This window comes from Hydrophilobacter chitinilyticus (genome assembly GCF_049860745.1).
GTDB lineage: Bacteria > Pseudomonadota > Gammaproteobacteria > Burkholderiales > Burkholderiaceae_C > Rhodoferax_B.
Map to the genome: position 1 here is coordinate 3,416,722 of NZ_CP187561.1, position 20,644 is coordinate 3,437,365.

The following is a 20,644-nucleotide window of genomic DNA, read 5'->3' on the forward strand; positions in this document are numbered from 1 at the left end:
CGCACAGCACACGACGATGACGGCAACAGTCCCAACCGTTTAGCGGCACCGAAGGCGATCAAGCTCACCGACGACATTCAATCGCGCAGCGAGGCCAAGGCAGAGGCCTGGATCCATGCGCGCCACACGGCCTCGACCTTTGGGGTGGGTTGTGCGTAAACATAGGTTTGATGGTCCGCATCGAGCGGGCCGGTGCGCCAGGCGGTGTCGATGTTATAGATCTGCACCAAAGGCAAATCCAGCGCAGTGGCGATGTGGCTGAGACCACTGTCGACGCCAATCACCCCCAGGCAGCCCGAAAGCGCATCCACCATTGCATCGATGCTCATGCGCGGCCAGACCACGGCGTGGCTCAAGCGCGCAGCCAAGCTTTCACTGCGGTACAACTCTTCGTCGCTACCATGCGGAAAAGCCACGGTGTATCCGAGGTCGTTGAGACGATGGCCGAGTTCCAGCCAATGGTCTTCAGGCCAGAGTTTTTCTGCATTTGCACTGCCGTGCAGGAACGCCACCACTGGCATCGGGCCTGCCGATGTACCCGAATCAAAGAAGCGCTGCGCCACACTTTTGATCTTCTCGGTTTCAACGCTGTCGCGCACCGTGATGCCAAAGCTGGGCTTATCGGGCAGCGCATACACCAATGCCCGCGCGCACATCACACGCGCGCGCTGCACAGCCGGAATTCGAAATTCCACCGGAATGGAAACATCGGCCACGCGGCGCATCAACGGTTCAAAGCCGGAGTCTTCGGCCTGGTTGGTCAGGGTGTAGCGCAGGCCGTTGGGATTCAAGCGCGCCATTTTGGCGACCTGGACAGATTTGTTCTCGCCCTGCAGGTCAATCACGGCGTCGTAACTATCAAACTGCAGATCGGACATGAAGGCACGCCACGCGGTACGAGTTTCGGCCGTGAACACCGTTTCGCGCCAACGGCTCAGATCACATTCAATCACCCGATGCACCACGTTGCAGCGCCGCACAAGCGGGGCCAAGCTAGGCTCCACTACCCAATCGATTTGCGTGCCTGGCAGTTCTGAACGAATGTCTTGTACCGCCGGCATGGCATATACCACGTCGGTCAGCGAAGACAGCTTGACGATCAGAACATTCATGCAGGCACGGGGGTGGCTTGGTTCAAGTGCAAATCTTGGTACTGAGTCCACACAGATTGCCACGCCTGCCACACCGTGTCTACCTCCGGAGCCTGAGCCCCGCCGACGGCGACTTGGTAAGAACTGCCCAGCGGGCCGGCACGCCAGATGCGCGGCTGGCTGAAAATTTGCACATGTGGCAAATTCAGGGCCACGGCCAAATGGCTCAGGCCGGAATCCACACCGATCACGCCCACACACCCAGCCATCTGCTCGGCCAGGGCTGGTAAGCCCATGCGCGGCAGCACTTTGGCCTGCGGGCCAATGGCGTCGCACAACTGGCGCGCAAACTCCGCCTCCGACGCACTGGCCTGCGGCACACTGACCGGAAGCCCTTGCGCCACCAGCCGCCGCCCGACTTCAGCCCAACGCGCCAACGGCCATTCGTTCTCCACCCGCGTGGTGCCGTGCACCAGCATCACACTGTGGTCAGGGTTGTGGGGTTTGACGCTCAATTCCTCATAACAAATACCGTCTTCACGCGGCGCATAACCCAAGGCCAGCGCCGCCAAACGCCGGTAACGCTGCAGGGAATGGATGCGCGGCGGCATAGGCTGCGGCTTTTGCACCATGAAGCGCACGGGCCACTCCCAGCCACAGTCTTCGCTGCCGTTGCCGTAGGTGGCGCGCCAGCCGCCAGGGGCCAGACGTGCACGACGCGCGATCACGGCCGATTTGATGAGGCCTTGGAAGTCGATCACCGCGTCGTAGGCCACACTGCCCAGCGTTTCGCTGAACAACGCGCGCTCCGCACGCACTGTGGGGCTGAAAGGCGTTTTGCGCCAGCGCCGTTGCGCCACGGGAATCACGCGCGCCAAGCCCGGCACAGTAGCCTTCAGCAGCGGAGCAAAAGCCTCTTCCACCACCCAATCAAAGGTGGCGCCAGGCCGCGCTTGGCGCATGTCGTGTAGGGCGGGCAAGGTCTGAATGACATCACCCAGTGATGACAGCTTAACAATCAGCAGTCGCATGCCCTACGTGTACTCCATGGGAAAGCCTAGTGTGCAGGCGCAGAAAAGCTGGCGTCGGGTTTGACCTTGTGCAGCAGCTTCAGCATATCTGCTTCGATGCGGTGCAGCGCTTCTTCGGTTTGACCTTCAAAGCGGAGCACCAGCACGGGCGTGGTGTTAGAGGCACGCAGCAGACCAAAGCCATCCGGCCAGTCCACACGCAAGCCGTCGATGGTGTTGATTTCAGCGGGTGCGGCAAAGTCGGCCAATGCTACAGCTTGGGCCACCAGCACAGGCGGTTCACCTTCTTTGCAGGCCACGTTGAGCTCTGGCGTGGAGAAGCTGCTGGGCAAGGCGTTGAGCACCACGTTGGCATCGGGCGAACGGCTCACGATTTCCAGCAGGCGCGTGCCGGCGTAGGTGCCGTCATCAAAGCCAAACCAGCGTTCTTTGAAGAAGATGTGGCCGCTCATTTCGCCGCCCAGCGGGGCTTGGCCGCCTGCAGCTTCAATTTCGCGCATCTTGCCTTTGATCAGCGAGTGGCCGGTCTTGAACATCAACGGCTGGCCACCGGCTTCGCGAATGGCCGGGGCCAAACGCTGGGTGCACTTCACGTCAAACAAAATGGTGCCGCCGGGCACGCGCGTGAGCACGTCTTGAGCGAACAGCATCATCTGGCGGTCCGGGAAAATGTTGACGCCTTCGCGGGTGACGATGCCCAGGCGGTCGCCGTCGCCGTCGAACGCCAGACCCAATTCGGCGCCACTGGTTTTCAGCGCGGCAATCAGGTCGGCCAGGTTTTCAGGCTTGCTGGGGTCTGGATGGTGGTTGGGGAAGTTGCCATCCACCTCGCTGAACAGCTCGATCACTTCGCAGCCGATGGCGCGCAGAATGCCGGGCGCCGAAGCACCGGCAATGCCATTGCCCGAGTCAACCACGATCTTCATGGGGCGCGCGAGTTTGATGTCAGAGACGATGCGCTGGGTGTAGGCTTCGAGCACATTGGCTTGGCGCACTTGGCCGCCGGGCTGCTCTTTCCAGGTCTCGCCTTCCATCATGCGGCGAATGGCCTGGATCTCTTCGCCATAGATGGCACGACCACCCATGACCATCTTGAAGCCGTTGTAATCCTTGGGGTTGTGGCTACCAGTGACCTGGATGCCGCTGCGGCAAAGCGTGGTGGCTGCGTAATACAGCATGGGCGTAGTGACCAGACCTACGTCGATCACTTCAATGCCCACCGAGGCCAAGCCTCGGATCAGTGCTGCGCTCAGCGACGGACCGCTCAGACGACCATCACGGCCCACGGCCACGACTTTTTCGCCCTCGGCCAAGGCGATGGTGCCAAACGCCTTGCCAATCCCTTCGGCCACGGCCTCGGTGACGGTAGACGGGACGATGCCACGAATGTCGTAGGCTTTGAAAATAGAAGCTGCAATCTGCATGGAACAATTCCTGTCGGTCTAATGAGAAGGCAGCCTGGGTCAAGCTGCCGGGATTGTAAACACTGTCTTCTTACGAAATCACGTGGGTCGAACAAATTCAAGCCGTCTTGCCACTGGGCAAAATGGATTGGTAAAGCTGCATATATTGCTTGGCGGCAGCGCCCCATGAGAAGTTTTGCGCCATACCATTTTGCTGAAGCTGAGCCCAGCGTTCGGGCTGGCGAAAGACTTGCACGGTGCGCTCCATGGCACCAGCCAAAGCGGCAGGCAACGTAGGGCCAAACTTGAAACCTGTGGCGCCGGGCGCACCCGTTGCACCAGGAGCGGCGTCTCCGGCGTCGACCACGGTATCGGCCAAACCGCCCACGTGGCGTACCACCGGCACCGTGCCGTAGCGCAGTGCATAAAGCTGGGTCAAGCCACAAGGCTCGAAACGCGACGGCACGAGCATAGCGTCCGATCCGGCAATCATCGTGTGGGCAAAAGCCTCGTCGTAACCTAGGCGCACGGCGATACGGCCGGGATGGGCCTCGGCGGCAGCCGTGAAGGCGGCTTCCAAAGCGTGGTCGCCACTGCCCTGCACCGCCAACTGCGCGCCCATGGCGAGCAACTCGGGCACCACGGCCAACACCAAGTCCAAGCCTTTTTGCGACGTGAGGCGGCTAACCACACCAAACACGGGCGCCTTGGCATCCACGGTCAGGCCCAAGGCTTTTTGCAAAGCTGCTTTGCAGCGCGCTTTGCCGGCCATGGTCTTGGCGGAGCCCGATGAATAACGAGCGGGAATGTGGGCGTCGGTGGCCGGGTCCCAAATCGCGCCGTCCACACCATTCAAAATGCCGGACACCTCGCGGCCACGGGCACGGATCACACCATCCAAGCCGCAACCAAATTCTGCCGTGGCAATCTCGGCCGCATAAGTGGGGCTGACGGTGGTGACACGGTTGGCGTATTTCAGTCCCGCCTTCATGAACGACACCTGACCATGAAACTCCAGGCTGGTGGGCATCATGTAGCGCGAAGGCAGTCCCAGCAACGGAAAATCCCCCGGCTCAAACAAGCCCTGATAAGCCAGGTTGTGGATGGTGAACACGCTGCCGACATTCGACACCGGGTTGGTGCTGACATAGGCACACGCCATCGCGGCATGCCAATCGTGTGCATGCACCACTTCTGGTGTCCACAAGGGATCGAGCTCGCTAGCCGCCAAGTGCGCGGCCACCCAGCCCAGCAAGGCAAAGCGTTGCGCGTTGTCCGGCCACTCTTGCCCGTTGGCCGCTTGGTAGGGACTGCCCGGGCGGCGGTACAGATAAGGTGCGTCGATCACATAGGCTTCGACGCCGCTGCAACTCAACACCCCTTTGCGCAGCGTGACGCGCGCCGCGCCAAAGACGGCACCGATCTCGCACACCACTTGGCTTTTGGCCAAGCCTTCCAGAATAGCCGGCATGCCCGGCAGCAACAGCCGCACGTCAGCGCCTTCGACCATCAGCGCCTGGGGCAAAGCCCCCAACACATCTGCCAGCCCCCCGGTTTTCAACAGGGGAAAAATCTCAGCGCCGACTTGCAGTATCTTCATTCTTACAACTTTGCCAGCATCGCCGGCGTAACCAAGGTGATGCCATTCTCGCTCCGATAAAAGCGCTTGGCGTCCGCCTCGGCGTCTTCGCCGATCACCATGTCGGCCGGAATGTCGCAGCCTCGGTCGATCACGGCGCGGGTGATGCGGGCTCCGCGGCCAATGGTCACGTCTGGCAGCACAACCGACCAGTTGACCGAACTATAGGAGTGCACACGCACACCAGAAAACAGCACCGAGCGGAACACCTGGCCCGACACGATGCAGCCACCCGAGACGACGGATTCGATCGCCATGCCGCGGCGGTCTTCCTGGTTGTGCACGAACTTGGCGGGCGGCAGTTGGGCTTGGTACGTCCAAATCGGCCAACTGGTGTCGTACAGGTTGAGCTGCGGGTCGGTGGCCGTGAGGTCGATGTTGGCATCCCAGTAGGCATCGATCGTGCCCACGTCGCGCCAGTAGGGTTCGTCGCCTTCTTTGTTTGGCACAAAGCTCAGCGCGAACGGGTGTGCCGTGGCGCGGCCTTCGCGGACGGCTTTGGGGATGATGTCTTTACCGAAGTCGTGGCTCGAATTCGGGTCGGCCATGTCACGCTCCAACTCGGCGTACAGGTATTCCGCGTTGAAGATGTAGATGCCCATGCTGGCCAACGCCATGTCTGGGTTGCCCGGCATGGCGGGTGGGTCGGCGGGTTTTTCGAGGAAGTCGGTGATCAGGCTGTTGTCATCCACCGCCATCACACCAAACGCAGTGGCCTCCATGCGTGGCACGGCAATGCAGGCGACGGTGCAATCGCGTCCCTTGGCCACGTGGTCGGCCAACATCAACGCATAGTTTTGTTTGTAGATGTGGTCGCCGGCCAGCACCACGATGTAATCGGCACCGTAACTTTCCAGGATGTCGCGGTTCTGTTGCACAGCATCGGCGGTGCCACGATACCAATGTTCGTTGTCGTTACGTTGCTGCGCCGGGAGGAGATCAACAAACTCGTTCATCTCATTTTTGAGGAACGCCCAGCCACGCTGTAAGTGACGCAACAGACTGTGAGACTTGTACTGCGTGATCACACCCACGCGCCGAATGCCCGAATTGAGGCAATTTGACAACGCGAAATCAACAATGCGGAACTTGCCGCCAAAGTACACCGCAGGCTTGGCACGCTTATCGGTCAGGTTCATCAAGCGGCTGCCGCGGCCACCGGCCAAGACGAGCGCGATGGCACGCTTGGGCAAATCCAGGCTTTGAGCCAGGTCGTTAGTTTTCATAGTCGCCTCCAGTTTTTAATACCCACAAGATTGAGCACAATAATCTTAATCAAATCCAACTGAACACAGTTACATTGAAATTACGGCGTGCGAGAATAAGTTTTAGAAATTTGTATACGACAATTCAAAGCGCCTTGACTATGGCATAACACCTGCGTGTGCCGTTCTGCTAGTGCTCTCAATACCTCGGTTGGCGATTTGCCCACCTCCGCTGATGATCTGCGATAAAAGGAATCCATGATGACGCCAACACCATCTCAAGCTCATGACCTCCAAGAAAAAATAGCGCAACAACTTGTGTCCACAGTAGGTGTCGCACCAAGCGACGCCACGCTGACCGACATGATGCAAGCGGTATCGCAAGTCGCGCGCCAGCAGTTGTCGCAACGCTGGGTCAGCACACAGGCACAACAACATACCGACAAAGCCCGTCGAGTGGTTTATCTATCGATGGAATTTTTGATGGGCCGCACGTTGTCAAACGCACTCGGTGCGTTGAAGCTGCGTGGCCCCGCAGCCGAAGGCCTGCAAAAGCATGCGCAGAAGCTTGAAGACGTGTATGACCGCGAAGCCGATGCCGCACTGGGCAATGGTGGTTTGGGCCGCTTGGCCGCCTGTTTTCTCGATTCCATGGCGTCGCTCGGCCTGCCCTCGTTTGGTTACGGCATTCGCTACGAGTACGGCATGTTTGCGCAAGGCATCCAAAATGGTGCACAAATTGAGCATCCAGACCCATGGCTCGAAGACGGCACGCCTTGGGAATTTCCCCGCCCCCACATCACCTACCCCGTGTACTTCGGCGGTTGGGTCGAGCATGTCGACGGCAAACCGCTCTGGCGCCACGCCGGTGAAGTGGCCGCCAAGGCCTACGACATGGTCGTGCCCGGCCATGGCACGCAAAAGGTCAGCACGCTGCGCTTGTGGAAAGCCACAGCCCCCGCGCACATTGACTTGAATGCCTTCAACACCGGCGACTACGCCCGTGCGGCCAGCGCGAAGAACGAATACGAAAACATTTCCTGGGTGCTGTACCCCAACGACAGCACCCCCGCCGGCCGCGAACTGCGGTTGAAGCAAGAGTATTTCTTTGTCGCCGCGTCGATTCTCGATCTGGTGCAGCGCCATTTGAGCGAGCACCCTTCTCTGCTGAACCTGGCCGACAAGGTGGCCATTCACTTGAACGACACCCACCCCGCCATTGGTGTGGCCGAGTTGATGCGCGTGCTGTGCGACGTGCACAACATGGACTGGGACACCGCCTGGGGCATCTGCAAAAAGACCTTCTCGTACACCAACCACACGTTGATGCCCGAGGCGTTGGAAACCTGGCCCGTGGGCTTGATCCAGCACGTGCTGCCACGCCACCTGGAAATCATCTTCCGCATCAACAAAGAGTTTCTGGATGAAGCCGCCGCGCACCGCCCCGGCGACAACCAGTTCTTGGCACGCCTGTCACTGATCGATGAAGCCGGTGAACGCCGTGTGCGCATGGCGCATTTGTCCATCGTCGGCAGCCACAAGGTCAACGGTGTGTCGGCCCTGCACTCGGACCTGCTGGTGCAAACCATCTTTGCCGACTTCGCCAGCCTCTGGCCGGATCGCTTCACCAACATGACCAACGGCGTCACCCCACGCCGCTGGCTGGAACAAGCCAACCCCAAGCTTTCATCGCTGCTGGACGACACCATTGGCAACGGCTGGCGAGCCGATTTGGACGAACTGCAAAAGCTGCGCCAACACACGACGGACGCGGCTTTCCAGAAGTCTTTCATGGCGGTGAAGCGCGCGAACAAGGCGCGGTTGGCGCAACTGATCGAACGCACCACCGGTGTGGTCGTCAACCCCGACAGCCTGTTCGACGTGCAGGTCAAGCGCATCCACGAATACAAGCGCCAGTTGCTCAACGTGTTGCACGTGGTCACGCGCTACCAAGCCATTCTGGCCAACCCCAAGGGCCCGAACGGCAAAGGCTGGGTGCCGCGCACGGTGATCTTTGCTGGCAAGGCGGCTTCTTCGTACCACACGGCCAAGTCCATCATTCGCTTGATCCACGACGTGGGCCTGGTCATCAACAACGACTCGCGTGTAGGCGACTTGCTCAAGCTGGTGTTCATTCCCAACTACGGCGTCTCGGTGGCCGAAGTCATCATGCCCGGCGCTGATTTGTCTGAACAGATTTCCACCGCTGGCACCGAAGCCAGCGGCACCGGCAACATGAAGCTGGCGTTGAACGGCGCCCTCACCATCGGCACCGACGACGGCGCCAACATCGAAATCCGCCAGAACGTGGGCGACGACAACATCTTCATCTTCGGTTTGAAGACGCCCGAAGTACAAGCGCTGCGCCAACAGGGTTACCACCCCATGCGCTATTACGAAGAAGTGGCCGGCCTCAAGCCGGTGCTTGACGCGATTGCCGGTGGTCAGTTCTCGCCTAGCGAGCCGGGGCGCTACCGTGCGCTGGTGGATTCGTTGTTGTGGGGCGGAGACCACTACCTGCTGCTGGCCGACTACGCAGCCTATGTGGCGGCCCAGCACAAGGTAGACGACCTGTACCGCGAGCCCGCACAGTGGTGTGCGCGGGCCATCACCAACGTGGCCGGTATGGGGGTGTTCTCATCCGACCGCACCATCCGTGAGTACGCGCGCCAAATCTGGCACATTGAACCGCAGCAGAAGTAAGCTCAAGAGTAAGCCCCTCCGCACCACGGCCTCCGGGCCGCGGTGCCATCGCCGAGAAGCCGTAGTCCAAAAGAGTTCCAGGAAATGCTTACATCCCATGAGATTGATCTGATCCGAACGGCCAGCCACGGCGATCCCTTTGCGGTTCTAGGCCCACATCAACAGGCTGGCGGCCGTGTGGCGGTGCGCGCTTTTTTACCCACCGCATTGGCTGTCGAGGTACTGCACCCGAAGACATCTCAGTTGTTGGGGAATCTGAGCCGCGTCCACGCCGACGGCGTATTCGATGGCGACTGCACCCTGTCGGCGCCCTATCACTACCTGTTGCGCATCACCTGGCAAGGCGGCACGGTCACCACCGAAGAAGACCCCTATCGTTTTGGCCTGGTCCTCAACGAGATGGACATGTGGCTGCTGGGCGAGGGCACCCATCTGCGCCCCTATGAAGTACTCGGCGCGCACCCCAGCACGCTGGACGGCGTGCAAGGCACACGATTTGCCGTGTGGGCGCCCAACGCCAGCCGCGCCAGCGTGGTCGGTGACTTCAATTTCTGGGATGGTCGACGCCACCCGATGCGCAAACGCCCCGAGCGCGGCGTGTGGGAGTTGTTTGTGCCTGCAGTAGCCGCAGGTGCTCGGTACAAGTTTGAATTACGCGCCGCTGATGGGCGCCCTCTGCCCCCGCGTGCCGACCCTTATGCACGCCAAGCCGAGTTGCGCCCAGCCACCGCCAGTGTGGTGGCTGCCATGCCGGCTGTGGTGCCGCCATCTGCACAACGCCAAGCCGCCAACGCCTTGAGCGCCCCCGTCAGCATCTACGAGGTGCACCTGGGCTCGTGGCGCCGCAAGGTGGAAGACCACAACCGCTGGCTCGATTGGGACGAACTCATCGAGACGCTGATCCCGTACGCCGTGGGCATGGGCTTCACCCACCTGGAGCTGCTGCCCATCAGCGAACACCCATTTGATGGTTCGTGGGGTTACCAACCCGTGGGCCTCTATGCGCCGACGGCACGTTTCGGCACGCCAGAAGGTTTTCAACGTTTCGTGTCCGCGTGCCATGCCAAGGGACTGGGTTTGATTCTGGACTGGGTGCCCGCACACTTTCCAACCGATGCCCATGGTCTGGGCCAGTTTGACGGCACAGCGCTGTACGAACACGCCGATCCCCGTGAAGGCTTTCACAACGACTGGAACACGCTGATCTACAACCTGGGCCGCACCGAAGTCAGCAACTTCCTGCTCGGCAACGCCTTGTATTGGCTGGAGCGTTTTGGCGTCGACGGCCTGCGTGTGGACGCGGTAGCCTCCATGCTTTACCGCGACTACAGCCGCCCCGACGGCAGTTGGATTCCGAACATCCATGGCGGCCGCGAAAACCTGGAATCGATTGCCTTCCTGAAGCGCATGAACGAGGTGGTGGGGGCCGAGCGCCCCGAGGCCATGACCCTGGCCGAAGAATCCACCGCGTTCCCCGGCGTGTCGCGCCCCACCTACTCGGGCGGCCTGGGCTTTCACTACAAGTGGAACATGGGCTGGATGCACGACACCCTATCGTTCATGACACGCGACCCGCTATACCGCCGCTACCACCAGAACGAAATGAGCTTCGGCCTGGTCTATGCGTTTGACGAGAACTTCGTCTTGCCCATTTCGCACGACGAAGTGGTGCACGGCAAGGGTTCGCTACTCGGCAAAATGCCCGGCGACCGTTGGCAGAAATTTGCGAACCTGCGCAGCTACCTGGGCTTCATGTTTGCACACCCCGGCAAAAAGCTGCTGTTCATGGGCTGCGAGTTTGGCCAAGACACCGAGTGGAACCACGACCAAAGCCTGCCCTGGCATTTGTTGAGCGACGGCCAACACGCCGGTGTGCAAACCCTGGTGCGCGATCTGAACCAGCTCTACCGCAGCACGCCGGCCCTGCATGAACTCGATTGCCAACCCGCCGGGTTTGAGTGGATCGAACATAACGACGCTGAAAACTCAGTTTTGAGCTTTGTGCGCCGTGGCAGCACGCCCGAAAGCCATGTGCTGGTGGTGTGCAACTTCACGCCCGAGGTGCGTCACCACTACCGCGTGGGTACCCCCGAAGCTGGCGAGTACCGCGAGCGGCTCAACACCGACTCGCATTTTTACGGCGGCAGCAATGTCGGCACCCCCATGGGTGTGGCCCGCACCGAGCCGGTGGTGTGGCATGGTCGGGCCCAGTCCTTGCTGCTCACGTTACCTCCCTTGGCTACCGTGGTGTTTGAATGGACCGCTCTTCCAGCATGACCGCGCCAACGCGCACCAAACCTGCAGACCAAAACGCCGGCTTCAACACGGGCTTCAAGCTGAAGGGGCTTACGCCGAATGTGCCGGCCATGCAGGTGCTGAGCCTGCGCGCCGGCCAACCCTGGCCGCTGGGCGCGCATTGGGATGGGCACGGCGTGAACTTTGCGGTGTTCTCAGCCCATGCCCAGGCCATGGAGCTGTGTGTGTTCAGCCCAGACGGCAAAACCGAAATCGCACGTGCCAAGCTGCCCGAGCACACCGGCGACGTGTGGCACGGCTACTTGTCGGGCGCGCAACCGGGCCTGATTTACGGCCTGCGTGCCTATGGCCCGTGGCGCCCCGATCGCGGCCACCGGTTTGACGCATCCAAACTCCTGCTCGACCCCTACGCGCGCGACATCGTCGGCCACTTTGTCTGGGGCGAAGAACATTTCGCTGGGGAACCCGAGCACTTGCAGCACGTGGGAACCCGCAACAACGCAGCCGCTGCCTTGAAGGCCCGTGTGGTGCACGATGCTTATGACTGGGGGGGCGACACCGCTCCCCATACCCCGCTAGCCAGCACCGTGTTGTACGAAGTGCACGTCAAAGGATTCTCCAAGCTCAACCCACAGTTGCCCGAAGCCCTGCGCGGCACTTACGCCGGGCTGGCCCACCCCGCCTCCATCGCCCATTTGCAGCGCCTGGGTGTGACGGCCGTAAGCCTTCTGCCGGTGCACTTCAAGGTGGACGAAGAGCGCCTGAACCACATGGGACTGACCAACTACTGGGGCTACAACACGCTGGGTTTCTTCAGCGTGAACCCCACCTTGGCCAGCCAGCAAAACGGCCGCTGCCCGCGCGACGAGTTCCGCGACATGGTCAAGGCCTTGCACGCGGCGGGGCTGGAAGTGATCTTGGACGTGGTTTACAACCACACCGCCGAGTCCGACGAAAACGGCCCCAACCTCAGCTTTCGCGGCCTGGACAACGCCAGCTACTACCGTTTGCTGGCCGACAACCCTGCGCTGTTTGAAAACAGCACCGGCACGGGCAATACCGTCGACATCCGCCAACCGCGTGTGCTGCAAATGGTGATGGACAGCCTGCGCTACTGGGTGAGCGACATGCATGTCGACGGCTTCCGCTTCGACCTGGCCCCGGTGCTGGGCCGAGGCGACCACGGCTTTGAGCGCAACGGCGCGTTCTTCACCGCTGTGGCGCAAGACCCGGTGCTCTCCCGTGTAAAGATGATCGCCGAGCCCTGGGACATTGGCCCCGGCGGCTATCAGGTGGGCGGCTTCTCGCGCGGCTGGCTCGAATGGAACGACCACTTCCGCGACGGCATGCGCAGCTTCTGGGTACTGGGCGCATTGCCCGATGACAGTTCACCCGAAGTCGCCAACCGTGGCACCTTTGCCATGCGTTTGTGTGGATCGTCCGACCTGTACCAACTGCGCCAACGCGCGCCCAGCGAGTCCGTCAACTATGTGGTGTCGCACGACGGTTTTACCCTGCGCGACCTGCTGAGCTACAACGAGCGCCGCAACCAGGCCAATGGCGAAGACAACCGCGACGGCCATAGCCACAACATGAGCTACAACTGCGGCGAAGAAGGCCCCAGCACACAGCCCGAAGTGTTGGCCTTGCGCGCGCGGCTGCAGCGCGCCCTGCTGGCCACCACCCTGCTGGCCCAGGGCACCCCCATGCTGGCCGCTGGCGACGAGTTGGGCCACACCCAGCAAGGCAACAACAACCCCTACTGCCAGGACAACGCCACCACCTGGATCGACTGGGCCAAAGCCGACTGCGACCTCATCGCCTTTACCGCACGGGTGCTCTGGCTGCGCCGCGAAGCGCTGCCCTTTGCCAACCGCTGGTACAGCGGCCACCCAGATGTGCGCGGTCTGCACGACCTGGCCTGGCTGCAGGCTGACGGCACGCCGCTGCAGGGCGATGACTGGGCGGCACCCCATAACCGCTTGTTGGGCTGCCTGATTGGCCGCCCCGGCCGCGCGGCAGCCCCCTTGCTGCTGCTGGTCAACGCTGAAGCACACCCGCAAGACTTCTTGCTGCCTGCCGGTGTCTGGCAAGCCGTGCTTGATTCCAGCCACGCTTTGGGCCATGCCAACTGGCACGGCCAAGGCGAGGCCCCGTTCACCGTGCCGGCCAACAGCCTGGTGCTGTTGGCCGTGGCCGGTGCCGATCTCGTGCCGCCTGCCACTCTTTAATCCTTGCCCTCTCTGTGATCTGACATGAACTTCTCGCGCGCCAGCGGCATCTTGTTGCACCCCACTTCGCTCCCCGGCCCCCACGGCTCTGGCGACCTCGGCCCCGATGCGTACCACTTTATCGACTGGCTCGTCGCCGCGCGCCAAACCTATTGGCAGATCTTGCCGCTAGGCGGCATTGGTCCGGGCAACTCACCCTATATGAGCAGCTCGGCCTTTGCGGGCAATGTGTTGTTGATCGACCTGGCCGACCTGCAAGAACAAGGCTGGCTGCAAGCCGGCGATCTGCAATACGAACCCACCATTCATGCCGGTAGGGTCAACTTCGCCCACATGGTGCCATGGCGCGTACAGCAGTTGTCCAACGCTGCGCGTCGCTTTGCCGCCCGCGCTACGCCAGAACAACTGGCCGACTACACCCGTTTTTGCACCACTCACGCGGCCTGGCTCAACGACTACGCCCTCTTCATGGCACTGGCCGAATCCCATGGCTGGACCGAATGGAACACTTGGCCCGATGGCCTTGCCAAACGCCAACCTGCCGCCATGGCCGCGGCCCAAGAAAAACACGCGGATCGCATCACCTTCTGGAAGTTTTGCCAATGGCGCTTCTTCGGCCAGTGGGAACGTCTCAAGGCCTACGCCAACGAACGCGGCATTCGTATCGTGGGCGACACACCCATCTTCATTGCTTACCAAAGCGCCGAAGTGTGGGCACGTCAGGAGCTATTTGAACTGGATGCCGCAGGCAACGCCAGCGTGGTGGCCGGTGTGCCGCCAGACTACTTCAGCGCTACCGGTCAACGCTGGGGCAATCCGCTGTACCGCTGGCAAGCCCATGCGGCCGAAGGCTACGCCTGGTGGATCGAGCGCATCCGCCACACCTTCACACTGGTCGACCTGGTGCGCATCGACCACTTCCGTGGCTTTGCCGACTATTGGGAGGTGCCCGCCGCCGAACCCACCGCCATCCATGGGCGCTGGGTGCCGGGCCCCGGCGCGGCGTTGTTCGATGCTGTGCACGCGGCACTCGGCCCGCTGCCCATCATTGCCGAAGATTTGGGCATCATCACGCCCGCCGTGGATGCTTTGCGTCGCCAGTTCAACTTCCCCGGCATGCGCATACTGCACTTCGCCTTTGGCGGTGACGCAGACAACGCCTACCTGCCGCACAACTACGAACGCAACACCGTTGCCTACACCGGCACCCACGACAACAACACCACGCAAGGCTGGTGGCATGAGGCCAACATCGGCGAACGCCACCACGTCTCCAGCTACCTGGGTCGCTCCCCCGAGTCGCTGGACCATGACATCCATTGGGCGTTGATCCGCAGCACCCTGGGCAGTGTGGCCGACACGGCCATCGTGCCCCTGCAAGACGTGCTGGGCCTGCCCGCGGCCGACCGCATGAACCTGCCCGGCAAAGGCGAAGGCTATTGGGAATGGCGCTTCAACTGGAGCCAGTTCCAGCCCTGGCATGCGGAGACGCTGGCGCATCTGGCCGACGTGTACGGCCGTTTGCCAAAAACGGCATAAGCTGTACGCTTGCGTCTAGCGCGCGGACTTGAGGACTTGAGAACAAGCGCCCCTGCGTTTGTTCTTGGGTTGGCTCCGCTTTCTCTGCGACAAAGTTTTCCTTACTGGCTCACCGTGCGCAACACCCCAGGCGCGGTGCACAGCGGTAGACAAAATGCCCAAACCAGTTTCTTACGGCGTGATCATCCTGAACGAGCACAACGCACTGCTGCTCGCGCACGTCACTGACCAGTCTTTCTGGGACATTCCCAAAGGCGGCGCCGAGCCCGGCGAAACCCCGATGCAAGCAGCGCTGCGCGAAACCTTTGAAGAAACCGGCATCACGCTGCAACCTGAAGCGCTGCAAGACCTGGGCCTCATGTCTTACACGCCCAAAAAACACTTGCATCTGTTCAAGACGCAGTTGCAAACCAGCGCATGGGACGTGACGCTGTGCCGGTGCACCAGCTTCTTCCCGCACCACCGCACCGGCGTGGCCACACCAGAAGCCGACGCCTTTCGTTGGGTGGCACAGAAAGACATTTCCGCACACTGTACGAAAAACTTGACCACCGTGCTGACCAGGCTGTTGGCCTAAAAAAGCGACGCAGGAGCTGGTGTACGGCGCTGAAAATGCCGCGCACGGGCAGAATGGGCACAAGCCCTCAATGGCAAACCCCATGTCACGCATCACACGGACGGGCTCAGCGCCTCCACAGGCAACCGCAACCACAAGCAAGTGCCCTCACCAGGCTTGGAGGTGATGTCCACCCGCCCTCCCAGCCGCAGCGCGCGCTGCCGCATGGAGCGCAATCCGCGTCCTTCTACAGATGCGGCGCCAGATGAGGCGTCTGACGCCGCTGCATCAAAACCCACGCCATCGTCGACGATGCGCACCTCCACCTCGTGCGCCAACGCTGCAGCAGTGATACACACGTGCTGTGCCCGCGCATGTTGGATGATATTGCTCAGAGCCTCCTGCACGATGCGCATCACCTGCAAGGCCTCGGGCGGGCCAAGCCAGGGCAGCGGAGGCAGGTCGGGCATATCCCACTGCAGTTGAATGCCGGCCTGCTCCAGCCGACGCCCGGTACGAAAGCGCAGCGTCGCCAGCAGCGCCACCAGGTCGTGATCCATCGGTTCCAGCGAGTCGATCACCACGCGCAGGTCGTCCAGGCACTCATGCAAGGTGTGCACCAAATCATCCGGCTGCAACTGGCCACGCTCGGCGTGCGCCAGGGCCGACACCAGCGACGAACCCAGACCGTCGTGCATGTCCTGCATCAGGCGGTGGCGCTCCAGCAGCAAGGTGCGCTCGCGCTCCACCTCCACCAGCCGCTGCTGTTGCAGGCCTAGCGCGTGCGCCAGGTCGCGCGCCACATGCCGCTCGCGCATCGAGGCACGCAGCGCTCCCTGCACACGCACACCAAACAACAGAATCACGCCGCACAAGACGGCAAACGCCGCTGCTATCGGCATGGCGTACGGCAATGTTGGGTGGTTCAGCAACGCTGCGGTGTTGACGGCCGCCACAGGTAGCACAGCGCAAGCCTGCATGGGAGGCGTCGCCGGCGCATTCACCACGCAGAAGATCAACATGGCATTGAACAAACTGGCAAACACCAGTACCGAGACCGGCCCCTGTAGCAGCAGCCAAGGCACAAAACCCCAGCCCACGGCGCTAACGAAAATCGACAGCAGCAGCCACGGCATCCAGTGCTGAATGCCTTCGCGCAATGTGGGGGCGCGCTCCAATTGCAGCATCACCATCGCTTGCAAAAAGTAGTTACCCAGAATCACGCTGGCCCATATCCAGCGCGCGCGCTCGGACACCAGTTCTTGCCCGCCCAACGCCGCGGCCACCGTCACCAGCGAAATCGCCACCAGCGACACCCGCCAGTGCGCCATGAACAAGGCCACCGAATCTTCGCGCACACGCTCGCGCAGCGGGTCGTCAGGTGCGCTCTTCACGGGGTCAGACAAGCGCTCAGTCATCCACCAGGCCCATCTTGCGCGCCTCGTACACGGCTTCGGTTTTGGTGTGCACCTGCAACTTGCGGTAGATGCGTTTCACATAGGTTTCCACCGTGTGGCGCGACAGCTTCAGCAGGCTGGCAATCTCTTCGTAGCTGTAACCCTTGGCGCTGAGCTGCAGCACATGCCGCTCCTGGCTGGACAACAGTGCCCGCTGTGCATCGGCCACGGGACTTTCCACGGCAGGCGCACCAAAGCGCTTGAGCAACCGGCGCGCAATCGCCGGGCTGATGGGGCTGCCGCCAGCGCACAGCTGGCGAATGGACTCGACCACGTCCATGCCGCGCGCATCTTTGAGCAGGTAGCCTACCGCGCCGGCCTCGATGCACTGCGTCACCACCTTGTCGTCGGCAAACACGGTGACCACCATCGAGTGGCATTGCGGCAGCAGCTCTTCGGCGCGGCGAATCAGCGCAATGCCGCTGCCGCTGGGCAGGCCAATGTCGACCAGCAGCACATCGGGCGTGGTCAACTCCAGCAGGCGCAAGCCCTCGGGCAGGTCGTCGGCGACGCCCACCAGGCGCAGATCCTCCGCACCTTCGAGGGCCTCGGTCACGGCCGCGCGAAAGGCTGGATCATCCTCCACCACGAGTACTGCATGCGACATGGCAGAAGTTTAGTCTGGCTGCGCGGCATTGCCGCAAGTGTCCCACGCCCCTCGTTGCATCTCAACCCACAGCGTCCCGTCAATCCGGTACAGGCTCTGGACAGCGTTTTCGGCAAACGGCACATTGCCCTCAGTTCAACTGATACGCATGCATTGCGATGGAGGGATTCACCATGAAGCGCGCTCCCATTTCCTACCTGGCTTTGCAGCTGGCATTGGCCGGCACCCTGCTCGCGGCGCAGCCCGCAACCGCTGCGCCGGTGCAGATCACAGCCCAGGCCACTGTCGACGATGCTTCTTTCGGCACAGCCCAATACATCGCGCTGGGCACCACGCTCACGGCGAACATTCGCATGGATGTCACGGGCGCGCCTGCCCCTGGCAGTTCAGGTCTTTCCATCACCAACGTGCAAGGGACTTTCTCATGGAACGACGGCTCGGCCCGGGCGTTCGACCTGGGGCCGGTTTCTCTGACCAGCACGGGCACCAACGGCAACCTGGAAATATTCTTCGAGGGCAGCGGACCCACCATCAATGCCTGGTCGGCATCGGACGTCGGCATCACTTTTAACCTAGGCCTCAACCCCTTCGCCAGTAGTGAAGATTGGGAAACCTTGCTGCTGGGCAGCAACATCACTGGCTTGGCCGTGATGGCTGGGCCAGGCAACTTCTTCACACGTCTGGACGCGCGTCAGGAAGTCTCGGGCAACATCGTTGCACTGGCGCAGACGGTGCCCGAGCCGGGGAGCCTGGCACTGGCCGCCCTGGCCTTGGCCGCGCTGTGGGCCAGCCGTGGCGGTCAACGTCGTGCGCACCAAACGCCGGATGACGCACACGTCCTGGCCTAAAACCTTGCGCAGCAGCGGGAGCGTTGCGGCGACGTTGAATAGGTTCTAACGCCCGAGGGACGGCTAGGCTGCCCACGTAGGGATGCGGGCACCGAGAGCAACTTGTTCGGCGTTGCCTTAAGCTTGCAGCCTTCTTCCATACAGAAAGGCTGCTGTGTCTCTGGTCTGGTCCGAAACGCTCCACAACATCAATTGGCAAGAACTCAGCGCGCTCTACCTGGCGGCACCGCTAGGCCACAAAACCCCTGAAGATCTAAAGCTCGCGTTCTCAAACAGCATGTACAAGTGCTTTGTGCGCGAAAACGGCAAGCTCGTCGGCGTGGGCCGCGTGCTGGCCGATGGCGTGTACGTCGCCTACGTGGCCGACATCGCCGTGCTGCCCAGCCACCAAGGCACGGGCCTGGGCAAAGAGATCGTCGCGCGCTTGGTCGACCTGTCCAAGCACCACCGCAAAATCATCTTGTACGCAGTGCCAGGCAAAGAGCCGTTTTACCGCAAGTTCGGCTTTCAACGCATGCGCACCGCCATGGCGATTTTTGAGAACGCCAACCTCGCGCGCATGCAAGGGTATCTGGACGACAACTGATCCGCGTCCAGATCAAGCGGGGCGCGCCACATGCGCAACGGCGAAGACAGCGAAAAAGGCATCAGCGGCACGAATATTGCGCTCATGGAAAGCGGCAACTTGTCAGCGTGACACCGCACCGTTACATTGTATTTTTTGAGGAATCCACATGTCGACCGACCTCGCAAGCACGCCCCCAGCCTCTTCGCTGCCGCCCTCCTCAACGGCATCGGTTCAAACCAGCAGCGGCAAACATATCCGACTCACTTCTCACGCCGGCGGTTTTGGCGCTCTGCCCCTGCATTGGGCGGCCGCCACCGCCACAGAACGCGGCCCCGTCGTCGGCACCACCACCAAACGCGCGCACCGCAACGTCATTGGCACACACAGCGGCTCGTACAGCATTTACCGCGCACTGGCTGTGGCCGCTGGCGCGCTCAATCCTCAACACAAAGCCGACCTGACCAACACCGCGCCCACCGACATCATCGGCCCCTACCCGCAGTGGAGCGAGCCGGGCAAGATCGTTTCACTCGACCCCTGGGGCGGCATGGTGCAGGACGCGTTTGCCACCGAACTGGCCGCTGGCTACGACATCCGCCCCACCATCGCCGTGACCAAGGCGCACGTGATCCTGCCCGAGGTGATCGAAGCGCTACAGAAAGGCCGACTCAAGGCCGATGGCAAGTTCCTCACGCCGAATGGCGCGGCACTGGTCACCAAGGCCGCGATTGAGCCGGTGTGGTACCTACCCGAAGTGGCGCGCCGCTTCAATTGTTCGGAGACCGACCTGCGCCGCGTGTTGTTTGAAGAAACCGGCGGCATGTACCCCGAGCTGGTGACACGCTCCGACCTAGAGGTCTTCTTGCCGCCGATTGGCGGGCAAACCATCTACATCTTCGGTAACCCGCGCGATCTGGCCAACCCAGAGGTCGAACTCACCGCGCGCATTCACGACGAGTGCAACGGCTCTGACGTGTTTGGCTCCGACATCTGCACCTGCCGTCCCTACCTCACGCACGCCATTGAAGAGTGCATCATGGGCGCACAGCGTGGTGGTGTCGGCCTGGTGGCCTACTCGCGCAAGGAAGGCCGCGCCTTGGGCGAGGTGACCAAGTTCCTGGTCTACAACGCGCGCAAACGCCAGGTCGGTGGCGATACCGCCGACCAATATTTCGCGCGCACCGAATGTGTGGCGGGCGTGCAAGACATGCGCTTCCAGGAGTTGATGCCCGACGTCTTCCACTGGCTGGGCATCAAGAAGATTCACCGCCTGGTGTCGATGAGCAATATGAAGTACGACGCTATCACCGGCTCCGGTATCGAGGTCGGCGTGCGCGTGAACATTCCTGATGAACTGATCCCGGCCGACGCCCGTGTCGAGATGGACGCCAAGATGGCGGCTGGCTACTTCACCCCCGGTGTCGTACCTGACGCAGAAGAACTCAAGAAAGCCAAAGGACGGGGCCTGGACGCATGACGACCACTATGAATTCAGAAGCATCTTACGCAG

15 protein-coding genes are annotated in these 20,644 nt (G+C 61.7%); 8 read left to right on the forward strand and 7 right to left on the reverse strand.

The genetic code is table 11. From position 1 onward, the window contains the following. Nucleotides 1–77: 77 nt before the first annotated feature. The 5 genes from waaC (ACPWMG_RS15195) to glgC all read right to left on the reverse strand — a co-directional run bounded on the left by waaC (ACPWMG_RS15195) (nucleotide 78) and on the right by glgC (nucleotide 6,390). Nucleotides 78–1,112: a lipopolysaccharide heptosyltransferase I gene (waaC, locus tag ACPWMG_RS15195; RefSeq protein ID WP_483300321.1), complete on the reverse strand. Its 1,035-nt coding sequence runs from the start codon at nucleotides 1,110–1,112 to the stop codon at nucleotides 78–80. Beyond that, a complete protein-coding gene (gene waaC / locus ACPWMG_RS15200; protein WP_483300322.1) occupies nucleotides 1,109–2,122 on the reverse strand; it encodes a lipopolysaccharide heptosyltransferase I in 1,014 nt (337 codons plus the stop codon). The genes waaC (ACPWMG_RS15195) and waaC (ACPWMG_RS15200) overlap by 4 nt, the downstream gene beginning before the upstream one ends. Before the next feature lie 26 nt (nucleotides 2,123–2,148). Then, nucleotides 2,149–3,546, reverse strand: a complete 1,398-nt coding sequence (locus tag ACPWMG_RS15205) for a phosphomannomutase/phosphoglucomutase (RefSeq protein ID WP_483300323.1) — start codon at nucleotides 3,544–3,546, stop codon at nucleotides 2,149–2,151. Between the two features lie 97 nt (nucleotides 3,547–3,643). Beyond that, nucleotides 3,644–5,125: a glycogen synthase GlgA gene (glgA, locus tag ACPWMG_RS15210; RefSeq protein WP_483300324.1), complete on the reverse strand. Its 1,482-nt coding sequence runs from the start codon at nucleotides 5,123–5,125 to the stop codon at nucleotides 3,644–3,646. A gap of 2 nt (nucleotides 5,126–5,127) precedes the next feature. Then, the gene (gene glgC, locus ACPWMG_RS15215) at nucleotides 5,128–6,390 is read right to left on the reverse strand and encodes a glucose-1-phosphate adenylyltransferase (protein ID WP_483300325.1); all 1,263 of its coding nucleotides are present in this window, start codon (nucleotides 6,388–6,390) and stop codon (nucleotides 5,128–5,130) included. Nucleotides 6,391–6,630: 240 nt separating this feature from the next. Between glgC and ACPWMG_RS15220 the strand changes: the two genes are divergently transcribed. The 5 genes from ACPWMG_RS15220 to ACPWMG_RS15240 all read left to right on the forward strand — a co-directional run bounded on the left by ACPWMG_RS15220 (nucleotide 6,631) and on the right by ACPWMG_RS15240 (nucleotide 15,675). Further along, nucleotides 6,631–9,072 carry a glycogen/starch/alpha-glucan phosphorylase gene (locus tag ACPWMG_RS15220; protein WP_483305262.1) on the forward strand — a complete coding sequence of 814 codons (2,442 nt, stop codon included), beginning with the start codon at nucleotides 6,631–6,633 and terminating at the stop codon, nucleotides 9,070–9,072. Between the two features lie 84 nt (nucleotides 9,073–9,156). Further along, a complete protein-coding gene (glgB, locus tag ACPWMG_RS15225; protein WP_483300326.1) occupies nucleotides 9,157–11,349 on the forward strand; it encodes a 1,4-alpha-glucan branching protein GlgB in 2,193 nt (730 codons plus the stop codon). Next, nucleotides 11,328–13,559: a glycogen debranching protein GlgX gene (glgX, locus tag ACPWMG_RS15230; protein ID WP_483300327.1), complete on the forward strand. Its 2,232-nt coding sequence runs from the start codon at nucleotides 11,328–11,330 to the stop codon at nucleotides 13,557–13,559. Before glgB ends, glgX begins: the two co-directional genes overlap by 22 nt. Before the next feature lie 24 nt (nucleotides 13,560–13,583). Then, nucleotides 13,584–15,098, forward strand: coding sequence for a 4-alpha-glucanotransferase (malQ, locus tag ACPWMG_RS15235; RefSeq protein WP_483300328.1), 1,515 nt, complete (start codon nucleotides 13,584–13,586; stop codon nucleotides 15,096–15,098). Nucleotides 15,099–15,252: 154 nt separating this feature from the next. Beyond that, entirely contained in the window at nucleotides 15,253–15,675 is a 423-nt protein-coding gene (locus tag ACPWMG_RS15240) for an NUDIX hydrolase (protein ID WP_483300329.1), read from the forward strand. A 92-nt stretch (nucleotides 15,676–15,767) separates the two neighbouring features. Here the strand turns inward: ACPWMG_RS15240 and ACPWMG_RS15245 are convergent, their stop codons facing one another. Together ACPWMG_RS15245 and ACPWMG_RS15250 are read right to left on the reverse strand one after the other, a co-directional pair. Beyond that, nucleotides 15,768–17,060, reverse strand: coding sequence for a sensor histidine kinase (locus ACPWMG_RS15245; protein WP_483300331.1), 1,293 nt, complete (start codon nucleotides 17,058–17,060; stop codon nucleotides 15,768–15,770). Nucleotides 17,061–17,064: 4 nt separating this feature from the next. Next, nucleotides 17,065–17,718, reverse strand: coding sequence for a response regulator transcription factor (locus ACPWMG_RS15250; RefSeq protein WP_483300332.1), 654 nt, complete (start codon nucleotides 17,716–17,718; stop codon nucleotides 17,065–17,067). 173 nt (nucleotides 17,719–17,891) lie between these two features. Between ACPWMG_RS15250 and ACPWMG_RS15255 the strand changes: the two genes are divergently transcribed. The 3 genes from ACPWMG_RS15255 to ACPWMG_RS15265 all read left to right on the forward strand — a co-directional run bounded on the left by ACPWMG_RS15255 (nucleotide 17,892) and on the right by ACPWMG_RS15265 (nucleotide 20,611). Further along, the gene (locus ACPWMG_RS15255; protein WP_483300333.1) at nucleotides 17,892–18,566 is read left to right on the forward strand and encodes a PEP-CTERM sorting domain-containing protein; all 675 of its coding nucleotides are present in this window, start codon (nucleotides 17,892–17,894) and stop codon (nucleotides 18,564–18,566) included. Nucleotides 18,567–18,720: 154 nt separating this feature from the next. Continuing rightward, nucleotides 18,721–19,152 carry a GNAT family N-acetyltransferase gene (locus ACPWMG_RS15260; protein ID WP_483300334.1) on the forward strand — a complete coding sequence of 144 codons (432 nt, stop codon included), beginning with the start codon at nucleotides 18,721–18,723 and terminating at the stop codon, nucleotides 19,150–19,152. Between the two features lie 148 nt (nucleotides 19,153–19,300). Further along, nucleotides 19,301–20,611 carry a GTP cyclohydrolase II gene (locus ACPWMG_RS15265; protein ID WP_483300335.1) on the forward strand — a complete coding sequence of 437 codons (1,311 nt, stop codon included), beginning with the start codon at nucleotides 19,301–19,303 and terminating at the stop codon, nucleotides 20,609–20,611. Nucleotides 20,612–20,644 lie beyond the last annotated feature (33 nt).

Bases quoted from the DNA above. Each gene is read 5' to 3' on its own strand.
- ACPWMG_RS15255 (WP_483300333.1), top strand. From the start codon at position 17,892: ATGAAGCGCGCTCCCATTTCCTACCTGGCTTTGCAGCTGGCATTGGCC.
- ACPWMG_RS15250 (WP_483300332.1), bottom strand. From the start codon at position 17,718: ATGTCGCATGCAGTACTCGTGGTGGAGGATGATCCAGCCTTTCGCGCG.
- ACPWMG_RS15240 (WP_483300329.1), top strand. From the start codon at position 15,253: ATGCCCAAACCAGTTTCTTACGGCGTGATCATCCTGAACGAGCACAAC.
- waaC (WP_483300322.1), bottom strand. From the start codon at position 2,122: ATGCGACTGCTGATTGTTAAGCTGTCATCACTGGGTGATGTCATTCAG.
- waaC (WP_483300321.1), bottom strand. From the start codon at position 1,112: ATGAATGTTCTGATCGTCAAGCTGTCTTCGCTGACCGACGTGGTATAT.
- ACPWMG_RS15205 (WP_483300323.1), bottom strand. From the start codon at position 3,546: ATGCAGATTGCAGCTTCTATTTTCAAAGCCTACGACATTCGTGGCATC.
- glgA (WP_483300324.1), bottom strand. From the start codon at position 5,125: ATGAAGATACTGCAAGTCGGCGCTGAGATTTTTCCCCTGTTGAAAACC.
- malQ (WP_483300328.1), top strand. From the start codon at position 13,584: ATGAACTTCTCGCGCGCCAGCGGCATCTTGTTGCACCCCACTTCGCTC.
- ACPWMG_RS15265 (WP_483300335.1), top strand. From the start codon at position 19,301: ATGTCGACCGACCTCGCAAGCACGCCCCCAGCCTCTTCGCTGCCGCCC.
- glgX (WP_483300327.1), top strand. From the start codon at position 11,328: ATGGACCGCTCTTCCAGCATGACCGCGCCAACGCGCACCAAACCTGCA.
- glgC (WP_483300325.1), bottom strand. From the start codon at position 6,390: ATGAAAACTAACGACCTGGCTCAAAGCCTGGATTTGCCCAAGCGTGCC.
- ACPWMG_RS15220 (WP_483305262.1), top strand. From the start codon at position 6,631: ATGACGCCAACACCATCTCAAGCTCATGACCTCCAAGAAAAAATAGCG.
- glgB (WP_483300326.1), top strand. From the start codon at position 9,157: ATGCTTACATCCCATGAGATTGATCTGATCCGAACGGCCAGCCACGGC.